This is a genomic window from Butyrivibrio sp. WCE2006 (assembly GCF_000701985.1).
Lineage (GTDB): Bacteria > Bacillota > Clostridia > Lachnospirales > Lachnospiraceae > Butyrivibrio.
The window spans coordinates 1-15,830 of sequence record NZ_JNKH01000057.1 but is presented as its reverse complement, the minus strand read 5'-3'; the positions used below and the strand labels follow the sequence as shown (position 1 = coordinate 15,830).

Annotated in this window: 14 protein-coding genes and 3 tRNA genes; 14 read left to right on the top strand and 3 right to left on the bottom strand. The window is 41.2% G+C overall.

Annotation, left to right across the window (positions count from 1 at the left end; genetic code table 11):
• Nucleotides 1-299: 299 nt before the first annotated feature.
• Nucleotides 300-2,225 (top strand): diguanylate cyclase, encoded by a 1,926-nt coding sequence (locus T501_RS18445; RefSeq protein WP_044916879.1) that lies wholly within the window; start codon nt 300-302, stop codon nt 2,223-2,225.
• A 19-nt stretch (nt 2,226-2,244) separates the two neighbouring features.
• Here the strand turns inward: T501_RS18445 and T501_RS18440 are convergent, their stop codons facing one another.
• Entirely contained in the window at nt 2,245-5,028 is a 2,784-nt protein-coding gene (locus tag T501_RS18440; protein ID WP_044916877.1) for a translation factor GTPase family protein, read from the bottom strand.
• A 101-nt stretch (nt 5,029-5,129) separates the two neighbouring features.
• On the opposite strand from T501_RS18440, the gene T501_RS18435 reads away from it, so the two are divergent.
• Nucleotides 5,130-5,468 (top strand): alpha/beta hydrolase family protein, encoded by a 339-nt coding sequence (locus T501_RS18435; protein ID WP_081843248.1) that lies wholly within the window; start codon nt 5,130-5,132, stop codon nt 5,466-5,468.
• A gap of 143 nt (nt 5,469-5,611) precedes the next feature.
• On the opposite strand, the gene T501_RS18430 is transcribed toward T501_RS18435, so the two are convergent.
• Nucleotides 5,612-5,685 (bottom strand) — tRNA-Pro (locus T501_RS18430).
• Nucleotides 5,686-5,960: 275 nt separating this feature from the next.
• Between T501_RS18430 and T501_RS20505 the strand changes: the two genes are divergently transcribed.
• From T501_RS20505 to T501_RS18370, 12 genes are all read left to right on the top strand, one after another.
• Complete coding sequence (locus T501_RS20505; RefSeq protein WP_050008406.1) at nt 5,961-7,262, top strand: CAP domain-containing protein; 1,302 nt, start codon at nt 5,961-5,963, stop codon at nt 7,260-7,262.
• A gap of 21 nt (nt 7,263-7,283) precedes the next feature.
• A complete protein-coding gene (locus T501_RS18420) occupies nt 7,284-8,210 on the top strand; it encodes a serine O-acetyltransferase (RefSeq protein WP_044916874.1) in 927 nt (308 codons plus the stop codon).
• 231 nt (nt 8,211-8,441) lie between these two features.
• Nucleotides 8,442-9,767 (top strand): flagellar hook protein FlgE, encoded by a 1,326-nt coding sequence (locus tag T501_RS18415; RefSeq protein ID WP_026510447.1) that lies wholly within the window; start codon nt 8,442-8,444, stop codon nt 9,765-9,767.
• Between the two features lie 425 nt (nt 9,768-10,192).
• A complete protein-coding gene (locus T501_RS18410) occupies nt 10,193-10,960 on the top strand; it encodes an adaptor protein MecA (RefSeq protein ID WP_026510448.1) in 768 nt (255 codons plus the stop codon).
• Between the two features lie 2 nt (nt 10,961-10,962).
• Nucleotides 10,963-11,865, top strand: coding sequence for a hypothetical protein (locus T501_RS18405; RefSeq protein ID WP_044916869.1), 903 nt, complete (start codon nt 10,963-10,965; stop codon nt 11,863-11,865).
• Between the two features lie 56 nt (nt 11,866-11,921).
• Nucleotides 11,922-12,254, top strand: coding sequence for a hypothetical protein (locus T501_RS18400; protein ID WP_044916868.1), 333 nt, complete (start codon nt 11,922-11,924; stop codon nt 12,252-12,254).
• 43 nt (nt 12,255-12,297) lie between these two features.
• Nucleotides 12,298-12,381, top strand: a tRNA-Leu gene (locus T501_RS18395).
• A 43-nt stretch (nt 12,382-12,424) separates the two neighbouring features.
• Nucleotides 12,425-12,508, top strand: a tRNA-Leu gene (locus tag T501_RS18390).
• 616 nt (nt 12,509-13,124) lie between these two features.
• Entirely contained in the window at nt 13,125-13,628 is a 504-nt protein-coding gene (locus tag T501_RS18385) for a BRO family protein (protein WP_044916867.1), read from the top strand.
• Nucleotides 13,629-13,812: 184 nt separating this feature from the next.
• On the top strand, nt 13,813-14,499 hold the full coding sequence (locus T501_RS18380) for an SOS response-associated peptidase (protein WP_050008405.1): 687 nt from the start codon (nt 13,813-13,815) through the stop codon (nt 14,497-14,499).
• Between the two features lie 137 nt (nt 14,500-14,636).
• Nucleotides 14,637-14,876 (top strand): glutaredoxin family protein, encoded by a 240-nt coding sequence (locus tag T501_RS18375; protein ID WP_044916866.1) that lies wholly within the window; start codon nt 14,637-14,639, stop codon nt 14,874-14,876.
• Between the two features lie 114 nt (nt 14,877-14,990).
• Nucleotides 14,991-15,362 carry a hypothetical protein gene (locus T501_RS18370; protein WP_026510453.1) on the top strand — a complete coding sequence of 124 codons (372 nt, stop codon included), beginning with the start codon at nt 14,991-14,993 and terminating at the stop codon, nt 15,360-15,362.
• A gap of 150 nt (nt 15,363-15,512) precedes the next feature.
• Here the strand turns inward: T501_RS18370 and T501_RS21875 are convergent, their stop codons facing one another.
• A complete protein-coding gene (locus tag T501_RS21875; RefSeq protein ID WP_170832732.1) occupies nt 15,513-15,677 on the bottom strand; it encodes a hypothetical protein in 165 nt (54 codons plus the stop codon).
• Nucleotides 15,678-15,830: the final 153 nt, after the last annotated feature.

Genomic DNA, 15,830 nt, shown 5'->3' with positions numbered 1-15,830 from the left:
ACCCAATGGGATAGGGGCATAGTGGACATGCCCTGTTCTTTGGGATGCGTTAAGCATCCCAAAGGTTCATGCCGCTCTGCGGCATAACAGAAACCTCTTCCGACGCAGAGTCGGTGGAGGTAGTTCATCAAATTTTAATAGATGATTTACTGGGGCTTAATTGAATAGTTTATTAAAAATAAATAGAATTTTAATACAATGCGGACAATCTGTATATTGGAAGTGAGTTGTAGATTATATTTATACTGCAAAATGGCAGAAATCAACACTTTTACGCTGTTTTGACAAGGAGTGACTCTATGAAAAAAATACTGATTGTAGATGACGAGGAGCTTATTTTAAGGCTCACAAACAATATTTTGAAGGATAAGTATGAAACAATTATGGCGTCTTCAGGAGAGGAAGCCATTAAAGCCTTTGAAAAATGTCTTCCGGATCTGGTGCTTTCAGATCTGCAGATGCCATCCATAACAGGGTACGAGCTGCAGAGTATAGTCCACACCGAGATAGATCCGGCTATCCCCTTTATTTTCATGACAGCTGATGACAGCGACGATAGCGAGAGCCGTGGGTTTGAGCAGGGCGCTGCGGATTATATAAGAAAACCGGTAAAGGCAGCTCTTTTGATAAAAAGAATAGAGCGTGTCCTTGAGAATATTGAGGAAAACAAGCGCCTCAAGGAAGCGGCCCAGATAGATGCCATGACAGGGCTTTTTAATAAAGCGGCATCTGAAAATATTCTGAACAGCATCTGTCAAAAAAAGCATGGCACTTTGCTGATTCTTGATTTGGACAGTTTTAAGCTTGTAAATGATATGTATGGGCACGAGATGGGCGACAGGATACTTGTGCGCTTTTCAGAACTTGTAAAATCTGCCATCAGAAAAGAGGATCTTGCCGGAAGAGTAGGCGGTGATGAATTTATAGTTTTCTGTGAGAATCTGACGAATCAGAGCGTTATAGCGAAGAAGGTCAGATACCTCAATGAAGAAATTCTAAAATCCGCAAAAGAGTTTATGGGACCCAATATGGATATACCTCTTGGATGCTCAGGAGGCGCTGTTGAAGTAAGCGGCAATGGCGAGGGCTATATGAAGCTTTTCATGAAAGCTGATGCAGCCCTTTATAAAACGAAGCAGAATGGCAAACACGGATGCTCATTTTTTGAGGATGAAAACAATGAGCAGGCTGAGCGCAGCATAAGTAGTTTGGATAATCTGAGAATGCTCTTTAATGAAAGGAGTATAGGAAAAGGTGCTCTTAATGCCGATACAGATACCTTCAAATCAATCTATAGATTTCTTAACCGCTTTTTAAGTAATTATAAATGGGATATAAGGATGGTGCTTTTTACGCTGTCATCCGGAGATAATGAATATCTTGGTGAGATTACGGACAAGTTTGTTGAGGTAGCATCCACAAAACTCAGAGGAAGCGATGTGGTGCTAAAGCTTAGTCAGAATCAGGCTATCATGCTTTTTATGAAGGTCAATGATGAAAATTATACAATACCAATCCTTCGTGTTCTCGGAGCCTGGGAAAAGCATGGGGTTCCCGGAGTAGAGATAACCTACGAGGCAGAGAGCATAGATGGCAGAGAGCATGGTGATGATGTCGACAACGATAATGCCCTGCAGATAAAAAGAGAAGAGGAAAAGCTTCCTAAGTGGTTTTTCCATGAACCGCTTCTTGATGTGCATGAGGGCATAAAAAATGCGGTGACAGCTGAATCCTATCTTTCTTCAGTAGATATTTTTCTTGAGTATGTAGAAAGCAATATTGAGGAATTTGAGAGCTTTATTGAGGCAAATGACATAGCAAATTACAGAATAAAGGCACATGGTCTTAAGAGTACATCACGAATCATCGGTGCCATGCGGCTTTCAACCCTGGCGGCAGCCATGGAGAGAGCCGGAGATGACAACAACATCAGATTTATAAAAAGTCAGCACAAAAGATTCATGGAGGAGTACAGACTTTATGAAAAAGTGCTTTCTGACCACATGTATTCCGGAAAGAAAGAGATGATATCCAGAGATAAGCTCATGGATGCCATGTCCGCCTTGAAGGAATTTTCCAGGGTAGAAGATTTTTCTCTTGTGGAGATGACCCTGGATTCCCTTAAAATGTACGAGCTTCCCAAGGATGAAGGAGCGAAGATTTCTGAAATAAGAAACAGTCTCCTTAAACTCGATTGGAATCATATTCATAGCATAATGGGATGATGACAGGCTGCGTCGATACTCAGCTTAACCTGTCCCTGATCTCATCCTCCGTTCTTTTGATTTCATACCAGAAATCATTTGCGGACATTCTGATCGCACCCGCGCCATAGATGATTACCTGTTCGATAGCATCGGAGGTAGCCACTGTGACGCGGTTATTTTTGCTGTATTTATGGGCGGTTCGCTCGATATACTGATCGGCTGTTTCCGCTTCCTTTGTGAAAACCACGTCAAGGTTATGATATTTTAATACATGCTCAGTGCCGCCGGGGACTCTGTAGGCATCAAAAACAAGGATGACAATTTCCCTTCTGTATCCCTGAAAATTCGAAAGGATATCCATTAGCTTGTCCCTGGCCGATTTCATATCTGTTTCTGCAAGTCTTCGCAACTCTTCATTGGCGTAGATAATATTGTAACCGTCAACCAGCAGATAAGAGTTATCCGGATTCATGTTTTTAGGAGCTTTATACTTCTTTTCAGGAGCTTTATTTGCGGCTTTTCTTTTTCTTTCCTCATCTGCCTTTGCATCATAACGTGGTTTAACAGGGCCATAGGTACGCTCAAAAATACTGTCAAGCTCCTGTATTGTGGCATTATAAGCCTTAGTGCGCTCTTCGTAGGAAAGCTCCTGCTCTTTTCTTATATCTGTGGATCTAAAGCTTTGTAGGCTGTCACCAAGTCTTGTGAGATCGGTCTCAGTATCTGCACCTCTTTTTTCATCATCAGAAAGCCACTCTGTATGAACATGCATATAATTTCTAACTTCATACCAGGGGATGACTGTTCCCGCGCCGTGGGAGCAGAATACGCTGCCTGTGGGCTGCTCAAGGTCATGGTCGGGATCATAGCCTTTTTCTTCTATAACTGTTTCAGCATTATGGCAGGGCTCATAGCCTCGTAGAGAGAGATTAAGGCGCCCTTCACCGTGGGTGTAGGACAAAAGCTCCTGCGCGTAATCATGAAGCTCTGAGGCGGGAACAGAGCCTGTTATTACTGATGTACCATCTGCAAGCATGTCGGGAGGATTGGTGCTTCCGTTCATGCGCTGAATATCACTCAGTGCGCGGCCGACGGATTCTGACGGAAGTTCTATTGAAAAATCATAAACAGGCTCAAGCAGAATGCTTTCTGCCATCATAAGACCCTGTCTTACCGCGCGCATGGTTGCCTCACGGAAATCGCCGCCCTCGGTGTGCTTTATGTGGGAGCGTCCGCTGATAACAGTGATCTTCATATCTGTAATCTCTGAACCTGTTAGAATTCCGCGAATTTTGAATTCCTCAAGGTGTGAGAGAATAAGGTTTTGCCAGTTGGCAGCAAGATTATCAAAAGGGCAGTCCGCATCGAATACCAGACCGCTTCCCGGCTCTCCCGGTGATAAAAGAAGATGAACCTCCGCATAGTGGCGTAGTGGCTCAAAATGACCAACACCCTCAACCGGTGCCTTGATAGTCTCCTTATATACTATATTTCCGGGACCGAAGGAGATATCAAGTCCGAAGCGCTCCATGCACTGGTGCTTTAAGATTTCCATCTGAACTTCGCCCATCACCTGAACATAGAAATCTCCGGTCTCTTCATTTTTATTTATTGAAAGAAGCGGCTCTTCCTCAGAGAGCTCTGTTAGCTGTCTGAAAACCCTGAAGGGATCAGCATCCTCAGGAAGAATAATTCTTGATGAAAGAATAGGCTGCAAAAGGCCTGCCGCATCTCCTGTAAGGCTTCCAAGTCCCTGACCTGCGTGGGATGAGTCAAGACCTGTTACTGCTACGATTTTTCCTGCGGGGGCTTCCTGCAAAAGCTCATACTTGTCCCCTGAATAAACGCGAATTTGGTCTATTTTTTCTTCGGCCGTCTCAGTGTTTTTGCTGTTGTTTGAGGAGCCGGCAGTGGGTTTTAATGACAATGACAGTACATCTCTTACATGCAAAGTACCACCCATTACCTTAAGCCAGGACAATCTGTTTCCGTTTGAATCTCTTGAAATCTTATATACTCTGGCAGCAAATTCCTCAGGGTAGGATGGGGTGCTGGTAAAAGTATCTAAAAGCGTTATAAGCTCCCTTACACCCTCCATTTTCAGTGCGCTGCCATACAGACAGGGGAAGAGCTTTCTTTCGGAAATGAGGCTTGTAATGTCATTCAGGGATACTTCTGTACCGTTTTCCAAATAGTTATCAAGCAGAGCTTCGTCGCACATGGCGATTTCCTCCTGGAAAACATTTTCGCCAAGCGCCTTTAAATCAATCTGACAGATGGCGCCTCCCTGAGATTCCGGACTTGATTCAGACGGATCTGTGCTGCCTGAAAACAAATCTGAAAAGTCAACCTGATGATCTGTTAATCGCTTTTTTATATCTGCGTCGATCTCAGCCTTGTTTGCCTGAGGCTGGTCCATTTTATTTACAAATATAAAAACCGGCACTTTGTAGTGTTCAAGAAGCTTCCAAAGAGTCTGCACCTGTGATGTGACCTTATCAGCTGCGCTTATTATCAAAATAGCGTAGTCAAGAACCTTCATGGTACGTTCGGTTTCCGGAGCAAAGTCCGCATGACCGGGAGTATCAAGAAGTGTTACATGAGTGTTTTCTGAGAAGTCGAGCTCTGCCTGCTTTGAAAAAATGGTGATTCCACGGCTTCTCTCAAGAGAATATGTATCAAAAAAAGTATCGCCATGATCAACTCTGCCGGATTTCCTTATTGCTCCTGAAAGGTACAACAATGCCTCGGAGAGTGTGGTTTTTCCTGAGTCAACATGGGCGTATATTCCAATATTCAGGTTTCTCTGTGTCTTATCCATAAATCATATTTCCTTAACCTTAATGTCCGGGATAACCCGGGCTGATTGAAATTCAATCAATGACAATTCTACCAAATAAGAGATGTATCTGAAAGAAAAACATAAGCGACATCGGACCATATTTCGGACCGGATCAGTGCGGCATATCATATGATGATTATTATGCCAGGCTTGATGCAGACAGGCTTTGGAAGCATTCTCCTTTGAAATATGTTGATGCAGCCAAGACGCCTACACTTTTTCTTCACAGTGATGAGGACTACAGATGCCCGCTGCCTGAAGCTATGCAAATGATGCAGGCTATGGCTGTAAGAGGCGTTGAAACCAAAATGATTGTCTTTCATGGTGAAAATCATGATTTATCCAGAGCCGGAAAGCCAATGCACAGAGTAAGACGATTAAATGAAATTACTGATTGGTTTGAAAAACACGTGGATTAAATGTAATTGCCTTAAAATCTGAAATGGGATGTTTGTATGAACTACCATCACCGATACATCATCGGAAATGGTTTTCTCGCTATATTTTTATAATAAGAAATAAAAAAGATCGTAGAGCAAATGTCTACGATCTTTTATAATAGTCGGAGTGGCGGGACTCGAACTCGCGGCCTCTACCTCCCTAAGATAGCGCGCTAACCAACTGCGCTACACCCCGGCGACAAAAGGTATATTATCACGACATCAAAATAAAAGCAACAACTTTTTAAAATTTTTTTTATAACATTATTAAAAAGTTGAATTATAATATGATGATAGAGTTAAAAATACGGATTCAGAAGCTGGAAGTTATTACTTTTTTATGAGGATTTATTGCGGAATTAGCCCACAAGAATCCTGCTTTGCAGGATACGGCCACCGTTTTGCGAGGAGCTGGTCCGGTACGCTTTTGATATTTGAAAGCTTCTAAAAAAATCAGTTCAGGGGGGATTTATGAAAAAAGATTTTATTACTGCCGGCAGGTGTGTAATTGCTACTGCACTTGCGGCTGCATTATTTTCTGCCGGTGTGCAGCAGCCTGTGGGGACAATTGCTGTAAGGGCAGCAGAAAATCCGCAAGTTACAGCCAAAAATGTTGTAAAAAGTCCTGTGATCACGGAAATCACTAACGATTATGAGGGACTCACCGTTAACTGGAAGGCAGTGGATGGTGCAAAAGGATATTATGTTTTCAGAAAACAGAAGAGCAGTATGCCCTATGAGCTCATCGCCACAGTTCAGGGGGATGTTTTAAAGTATACAGATACTGATGCCATGAAAGAGGGCGGGATTTATACCTACATGGTTCAGGGATTTGATGGGGAGCTGCTGACTGCTGAATCTGAAGCAAAAACAGCCACAAGATTTCCACTTTCAAAGGTTAAGCTGAAAGTTAAATATGCCCAAAAATCTGCGAGGAATATGCACAAGATGATAAATGATTTCAGAACAGGAAAAGACACCTGGCTCTGGAATGCAAATAACACGCAGAAAGTCTATACACAGGGAATAGGCAAGCTTGCTTATGATTACAATCTTGAAAAGATTGCCATGCTAAGGGCTGCCGAAATTGCTATCAAATTCAATCACGAGAGACCCAGTGGCAAGGATTGTTTCAGTGCTTTCAAGGAAAACGGTTATAAATTTAAATATGCCGGCGAAAATATTGCCTACGGTTACAAGACAGCAGCCAAGGCTTTTGATGCTTTTCTTGAAGCGAATAATGGCTATGTGGGGCAGGGGCACAGAAGAAACATGCTCAGCACAAATTACAATGTTTGTGCCATCGGTCACTGCAAGGTGAATAATGTACATTACTGGGTTCAGCTTTTTGCTTACACATCGGATGATTCAGATTATTCCAGGACCATAAGTAATTCTAAAAATGTTAATATGTACATCGCAGCAGATGATCTGAATTCATATAAAAAGACCTTGAATTCACTTGGAGCAAAGATCCAGGACTATGCGCCTTCCAAGGTATTGTGGACAAATATTGAGGCGGGAACAAAAAATACAACGCTCTCGTACACTAAATCCACAGGGGCTGCCGGCTATGATATTTACAGATCTACTGCAAAAAAGAGTGGGTATAAAAAAGTCGGTACGGTGAAAAATCAGCTAAAGCTTACATATATAGACAAAAAGCTTGCGCGTAAAACAAAATATTATTATTATATTGTTCCATATAGAATTGCTCATGACGAGAAGATTTACGGCAAAAAATCCGAAGTGAGAATGGTAAAAACAAAATAACAATTTTGATGGGAGATGGCTATGGATATCGGAGAGCGTCAGAATATTAGAGATGAAATTGGAGGCATTGTTGAGCTTATCCTCAATGATTACAACAATGGCAGGGATGTAGATAAGATGGATATTTTCAATCAGCCTGACAGGGATATGGTTGTGGATATCGTAAAAAAGCTTATGCGTGTTTTATATCCTGGCTACTATAGGGATAAGATTTACAGAAGCTATAATGATACAAATCGTGTAGCAGTGATAATTGAGGATGCAATTTATAATCTTCAGAAACAGATTGCCATAGCGTTCAGACATGTGGATGAATATGAGAACGCCAGCGATGAGACTCTTACTTGTGGTGCAAGATATATAACCTATGAGTTTTTCAAAAAGATACCTCATATCCGTGCGCTTATAGATACTGACCTTCAGGCATCCTTTGATGGAGATCCTGCAGCTTATAGCAAGGAAGAGATAATACTGTCCTATCCGGGACTTTTGGCGACTGCCATTAATCGAATGGCGCATGAACTTTATCTTTTAAAGGTGCCGCTCATACCCAGAATTATGACTGAGTATGCTCATTCAAAAACCGGAATAGATATTCATCCCGGTGCTACTATCGGAAAATACTTCATGATCGATCACGGAACAGGCATCGTTGTAGGTGAGACTTCCATAATTGGTGAGCATGTTAAGGTTTATCAGGGCGTTACCATAGGTGCTCTTTCCACCAGGGGCGGTCAGGCTCTCAAGGGGGCAAAGAGACATCCTACTATCGAAGATAATGTTACAATTTATGCAGGTGCATCAATTCTTGGTGGAGAGACTGTTATAGGGCACGATTCAGTGGTTGGATCAAATGCATTTTTGACATCATCTATTGCACCCGGAACAAAGGTAAGTATCAAAAACCAGGAACTTCAGTTTAACAAAGGTGATTCCAAAGATTTCTAATGAAAGATTAAGCTTCCGGCATCGCATTGGAATATATGTCGTTTTTACGGCATTAGTTTCATCGCGGTGCCGGAAGCTTTTATCAGGCATTACTAAATAACAGCGCTTTGCGCGAGAATTTCACAAGCGAAATTCTTTATTCTATCAGGCTAAAGATTTTCATGATAATGTCCGAAATAGTTGATGTAGGAATAATATGCACTTGTTTGCGATTTTGAAAGCGGTGAGATTATGATGAGATCATTGTGGTCCGGAGTTGCCGGACTAAAGACACATCAGATTCAGATGGATGTAATTGGTAATAACGTTGCGAATGTTAATACAACATCCTATAAAGCACAGAAGACTACTTTCGGAGATCTTCTTTATCAGAATGCAAGAAAAGCAGCCGGTCCCACCATGACTAAGGGTGGAATTAACGCTAAACAGGTAGGTCTTGGTGCTAAATATTCGGCTATAATGACAAACATTGAAAAACAGGGATCAATTCAGCAGACAGATAATGTTTTTGATCTGAGTATCACCGGTGATTCATTCTTTGTTATTGAGAATCAGAGAGGTGAAATGAATTACTCCAGAGATGGAGCATTCACAGTGGATGCGCAGGGATATCTTGTAACAAGAGCTGACGGTTTTTATGTTCGCGGCTCAGGCCCTGATGCTGAAAATGCAGGTGCTACCCAGAGAATTCAGGTTATTCCGATTGATAATGAGGGGAATATCGAGAAAATGGCCGGTGCGCCTACAACCTATGAAAGAATAACAGGAATCATCAGTAAAACAGACAGTCTTCTGGCAGACGAAAGAGGCAGAACCGTAGATATGGAGTTCTATGGTAATGATGGAAATACCTATACTGCAAGATTAAAATTTGATAATGCAGGTGATACTAATGATTCAACTTATCGTGTAACTGTGACAACAATCTTTGATCAAAATCATCAGGAGATTGAAGGTGGCGTTGCAGAACCCAATCCGACTATTGATTTGGTTTATAATCCCGCAACCGGAGCTTTTGTAAGCGCTAATGGAAATGCCCAGGGACAGGTACAGCTTGCTTTCCAGGGTGATGCAGGACAGGCAGGACCGCTTACGCTTGATTTTTCCGGGACAAACAATTATGCGCCCAAAAACGGCATGTCAGGTTCCTCGCTTGAGGCTCACCGCGGAGATGCCCAGGGAGAAGGTGAAGGCTATCCTGAGGGAGATATGAACGGAGTTGCAATCGCCCGTGATGGCACGATCACAAGACTTTACAGTAATAATCAGAACAGAGTGGCAGGACGAATAGTCGTTGCTGAATTTGCTAATGTCACCGGTCTTGAAAAGCAGGGAGAAAATCTGTATGCGGTAACTCCCAACTCAGGGCCTGCCAGAAATATGTATGTGGATGATGATGGCGGCTATATCAGCTCAGGCTCACTGGAAATGAGTAATGTGGATCTTTCTGCTGAATTTACAGACATGATCATTACTCAGAGAGGTTTCCAGGCAAACAGCCGCGTGATAACCGTTTCTGATACACTGCTTGATGAACTCAGGCAGCTTAAGCGCTAATAGGATAATATTTTAAGACTTCTTGCGGGCTATCTTATTTTTGCCACAAGAAGTCTTTTTAATTAATAATATTACTTCAGCGAAATTCTTATTTTAATCAATAATATTCTTCACGGTATCTAAGATACTAGTGTGTTGGCTCATTCATAATTAACCAGATTGTTTGTACATGATTTTATCTACTTCGTCTGAAAATCTTGATGCTTTTTATCCTTTGATAGAAAATAGCGTGTACCAATTTTGTAAATATTCGTTCAAGAATTATCTAATAAAATTGGTGCTTTGCACCGAAATATATAGTACAATAATAGTAGGAAAGGTGAATTATCCGACAATTAGCACTCGATACTAGACAGTGCTAACATAATGAGCTATAATCACTAAACGTAGTAATTCATTTTTTTATAGAAAGGAGATGAGGCTATATGGTAATCGTTAAAATGAATAACACGACAGTTGAATGCAGCATTGCTGCTTCAGAGTTACGCGAAATAGGCCTCACCCCTGAAGCAATCATGAATGGAGAGAAGAGAACCGTTCCATTTATGGCGCAGCTGAACAGGGAGGTTGGCGAGCAGCTGGGGTATGATCCCGAAACAGAAGTACTCATGATGAGTAAAAATATGATGGTAGATGGCAGCGTTCGTATCTTTGCAATTAAGATGACGAATGAGGATATACAGAAATCAGCAGACAGAATACGTGGATCAGCAGAGGCTATTCTTAAGGAGATGACCCAGGAGAGGGTTGACTCGATCAAAGCAAAGACCGGTTCTGATAAAGGGCAGGCGCTAAACGAAATGATAAGTCATGTATCACAGCTTATTGAGCAGATATATGATCAGGATGAGGAGCAGGAGCCTCATATCGAGGCTATGGCAAAGCCTATAGTCAACACAGAAAAATATATGGCGAGATTTAAGGACATAAATTCCGCAGCAAGGTTTGCCAAAGTTTCCTACAGTCTTCCCATTACATCATCAAAACTCTACAAGGAGAATGATGAGTATTACTTAACTCTTGTACTTGAACCTGACGGAGAAAATGCAGTTTATGATCTTCGAAGAAGCGGACTTGAATATGCAGAGGAGCTGATGATGAACTCTGCTGAGCAGACTCACGTTGAAGAGACAGCAAAATGCATTATTAAGGAGGATGCACTCCTTCACTTGCAGGAGATGCTTGCTAAGTAATTATGAGTGTTACAATCTACGATTTTACAGGAATTTATGAGAACGAGGGCTTCGATTTTTATGATAAAGAGAGCTCTCGTTCTCTTTTAGATGCAGAAAAACCGGAAGCTAATGATGAACATTCTGATTTTCTTTTTGGTGCAGAAGAAATAGCAAAAGATGTTGGTCATTCGGGTTTTCTTTTTGATGCGCGGGAAAAAGTATCTGATTATTTAAGTTTAAAGGATATAAGTGGCACAAACTGCATCTGTGATGAATATGCTTATGACTTTATAAAGAATAAGGCAGTGCATTTGACTCCCTCAAATGAATACGTCCACAAAATCAGTTTTTTTGACAATGGAAATTATCACTATATGTCCAAGATACTAATTGATGTAATGTGTGAAAAACTATCAAGTGGAGATGAGCTGTCTTTTGATCTTATAGTTTTTGATCATCACACAGATATGAAATGGACATCCTATGGAGAGATTCTTTCATGCGGTAGCTGGATACTTAATACATTAAAAGATAGACCTGAACTTAACAGAGTATTCATTGTGGGTGCAGATGAAGGTCTTGTAAAAGAAACACAAGACGAGTTTCCTGAATATGATGGAAGAGTATTTTTCTTAAGTGATATATCCAGGCTTCAGAATTACGATTTCGGGAAAGTGTATATCTCTGTAGACAAGGATGTATTATCACCTGATGAAATAAAGACTAACTGGGATCAGGGGAATATGAGCATAACTCAGCTTCAGGATGCGCTTAATTATTTGAATCAGCGCTTTGGAAGTGATATATTGGCAATAGATGTTTGCGGGGAATGTCTGCCGGATTCTGAAGATGCTTATGGCGAATTGGGGATTGGCTCAAGCAATCGGGTGAATCGGATGATTTTGGATATTTTTAATTGCTGAGTTATATGTATCGTCGAGGCTGTTTGAAATGTGTTTTTGAAGTTAGAGGTGCGGGTATGGAAAAAAGAATTCGTGAAAGAATTAAGCGGGTGGAGAAGCTGGAGATTGATCTTTTATCGGATGAGAAACTTGTTGCAGAGAAAAAGGAAATTATGTCTCTTATTGAGATAATTCAGAATGAGCTTCTCAGACGAATTATAATGATGGCAGCTTTTTTTGTTTCATTTGTAGCTTCACTTATCGGATTATTATCTTATCCCTCACCGCCAATGTTGTTTTTGGTGCTGATAAGCTTTTTGATTTTGCTTGTATCTGTGGTGCAATATGCGCAGAAATACAGGAGTTATAACGATTTATTTAAAGCGGCAGATATTCTTTTTAAAAATTAGTTGACAAAACTGCTTTGAGTGGCTACAATATCTATTGTCGCTTGCAGGAATGGCGGAATTGGCAGACGCGCACGGTTCAGGTCCGTGTGATAGCAATATCATGAGGGTTCAAGTCCCTTTTCCTGCACTAGAGTTCGAAACTCTGGCAACAACAATTTTATATCATATTTGCGGAAGTGTCGGAATTGGCAGACGAGCAAGACTAAGGATCTTGTGATGGCTACATCGTGAGGGTTCAAGTCCCTTCTTCCGCACGACAAAAAAAGACCAGGTCGAATGACCTGGTTTTTTTCGTCGTGCGGGAGAGGGACTTAGAACCGCTTGTTTCACAAGCGGTTCAAGGTCTCCGCTTCGCTCCGGTCGGCGCAAAACCGAGGTCCCCCGGACCTCGTGCGCCCCTTCTTCCGCATTTCGAATAATATACTGTATGGGTTCAAGGTCTCCTCGCAATAAATTGCTCGTCGGTCGGTTCGGTGGGAAAAAGGTCCCCCGGACCTTTTTCTAAATCCACCTCACCCCTTCTTCCGCATTTCGAATAATATACTGTATGAGACCAATGGCTCCGCTTCGCTCCGGTCGGCGCAAAACCGAGGTCCCCCGGACCTCGTGCGCCCCTTCTTCCGCACTTCGAATGATATACTGTATGGGTTCAAGGTCTCCTCGCAAAGCAAAGAAAACCAGGCCGAATGACCTGGTCTTTTTCGTCGTGAGGGAGAGGAACTTAGGGTGATCAGGAGTGATTCACCCGGGATATTTCATTATATCTAAATATCTATGCACTGATAGCTTATAAATAAATTTCCTAGTGCAATAATCAAAAAAGTATGATAGGATAATTCCGAACATCAGTTCTGAAAGGTGGACAAGAATATGCCGTCTCTTAAAGGAAAAGAATATAAAAGATTTGAAGATATAAAACATATTCGCGATGATGGTAGTGAATACTGGAGCGCCAGAGAGCTTGCGCCGGTTTTGGAATACGCAAAATGGGATAATTTTCATAAGGTGATAAAGCGAGCAATGATTGCGTGTGAAAACGCCGGACTGGATGTCGACGATATCCATAACAAGAAGGGATTGACGATCAACCAGAAAATCCTTGACTACATGGGAAGCACCGAACTGATAGCGAATCTCTTCCGTATATCCCAAACAGAGGAAAAACTGCGGAAAGACAACATGCAAGGTGCTGATAAGGCAACGAAAACCCATTATGCTGTCGGGCGAGAGGTTCGAAAGGCAATAGAAAAGATTGGTGGAACTATGTCCGAAGATTTGCCAACACCGGAGAAAAGTATTCAGCAAATTGAAAAGGAACAAATGGAACGGCTTCAGAAAAAAGCTAAAGCCGGCAAACTGATGTTAGATGAGTGAGGTACGAAGATGAAATATTCATACGAAGAAATGGCGGAACAGATGAAAGGAACATTTGGGGATTTTTCCCGTAACTTCGGATTTTCGTGGAAAGAATTTGTTGTTACAGTACCATCTCCGTTATAAAATTGATAAAAACTACGATATCACGTTGCAAATCACCTGTTTTCGGAAGGGCATAATCATGTGCGGAAGGTATTATATAGACGATAAAACGGCAAGAGATGTGGAAGAAGAGCTGGGGCTACCGAAAGGGGCCTTATCTTTAAAAGCTGGGGATATCACTCCCGGAATAATGGCATCTGCATTATTCGCAAATAAAAATGGAAGCAGTGATGGCAAAAATATTGAAATTAAAACGTATAAATGCAATATCGCGGATAAATGCAACACTACGGACAAACGTAATACCACGGATAACAACAAGACCTTCGATACTATTAATGTCTCAGAGATATTCTGGGGAATAAAGGGTAAGGATAAGAAGCTCATCATAAATGCAAGAGCAGAAACGGTTCTTGAAAAAACTATGTTTTCAGAGAGCGTCCTTCGAAGGAGGTGCATCCTTCCGGCAGCAGGCTTTTATGAATGGGACAAGGAGAAAAATAAGGTTACGTTTTACAGAAATGATAAGAGTCCGATCTATTTGGCAGGATTCTATCAGCTATCTGAAAACAGAGATTCTTTTGTTGTTCTTACAACGGCGGCTAATGAGTCCATGATTCAAGTTCATGACAGAATGCCGCTTATGATAGATAAGGCAGAGGTAAAAGACTGGCTTTGGGATAGTTATGCGGCAAAAGAGATGCTTGGTGAGAAGATGCCTCAGCTTAATAGTCATATGGAATACGAGCAGCTCAGTTTGTTTTAATAAATTACTTGCAATTACATTGGGTTGTGACACAATTATATTGTGTACAAACAAATCATAATTTTAGATGATATTTAATAACTTAATGAACTGAGAGCTATTCTCAGTGGAACTATTATGAAAGAGAGGTAAAGCATATGGACTTAAAATTATATGTATCAGATACCTGCGGATTTTGCAGAAGAGTAAAGCAGTATATAGATGAAGTCGGAAGAACCGATGTTGAATATATAAATATTAGCCATAGTCAGGAAGCAGCTGATGAGCTTGTAAGAGTTGGTGGAAAAATGCAGGTTCCATGCCTGTTTATCGATGGGAATCCGATGTACGAGAGCCTGGATATAATACAGTGGCTTAAGGACAATCCGCAGAACTGATTAGCTGAAAATGTTTCAACTATTTTTATGGGCAGTTAATATATAATTAATTTACTTAGAGTACAATACAGTGGAGTGCTAACAATTCAAGTTTTCATATTAGGAGGTACAACCATGAAAATCACAGGATTTTGTCCACTGATTGTAAGTAAAGATGCAGATTCTATTGTAAAAGTATTTGAAGAAATGGGCTTTGAGAAACGCCATACAAAGTCAGATATTGAAGGCGGAAATAACATTAATTACAATCTGAAGGATGCCAATGGAAATCGCATTAATGTTGCAAGTTCTAATAATGTGCCACAGGATATCACAGCAGTGAATATTAATGTAGATAATTTCCAGGAAGCTTATGATTTCCTGATTGGTCATGGATTTGTGAATCCGCGTGGAGACAAGGTTACGGATACAAGTTCATCCAGAGCAACTCTGCTGTTTTCACCTTCCGGATTTGCTGTAAATATTACAGAACATATTAAGGATTAAAAAATAAATAATAATATATATAAAGATTCGATTGAAGGTCTCAGTCGAATCTTTTTTATTTAATAGGAAATTTCGCCTTTGCGGCGAAACCTTGAATTAAAAGGCCCGGCAAGACCGGGCCACGCAAAGCGGAGGTATGTCGGTTTTGAATTACCAATCTACCTCATCAAAGAATTCATCATCTTCATGCATAAAGTAATCCATGTCGAGAAGGTCTTCATCATCCATCTCGCGGATTTCATTCGCCGACATGCCTTCCGGCGGGTTTTGGATGTATTTCTCTCTAAGCTTTGCTATTAGTTCTTTACTGGCCATGGCTGTTCCTCCTAGCATGATTTTATCATGCGCAGGAATACGAGGGAACACTACTGATTTTTGAGGATGGAGCTCTGCTTTTGGGACGGCATTTTCCCATTGCCTTTTCATATAAGTCTTCGAGAGAAACACGTTTGTGGTTAAAGCGCAATT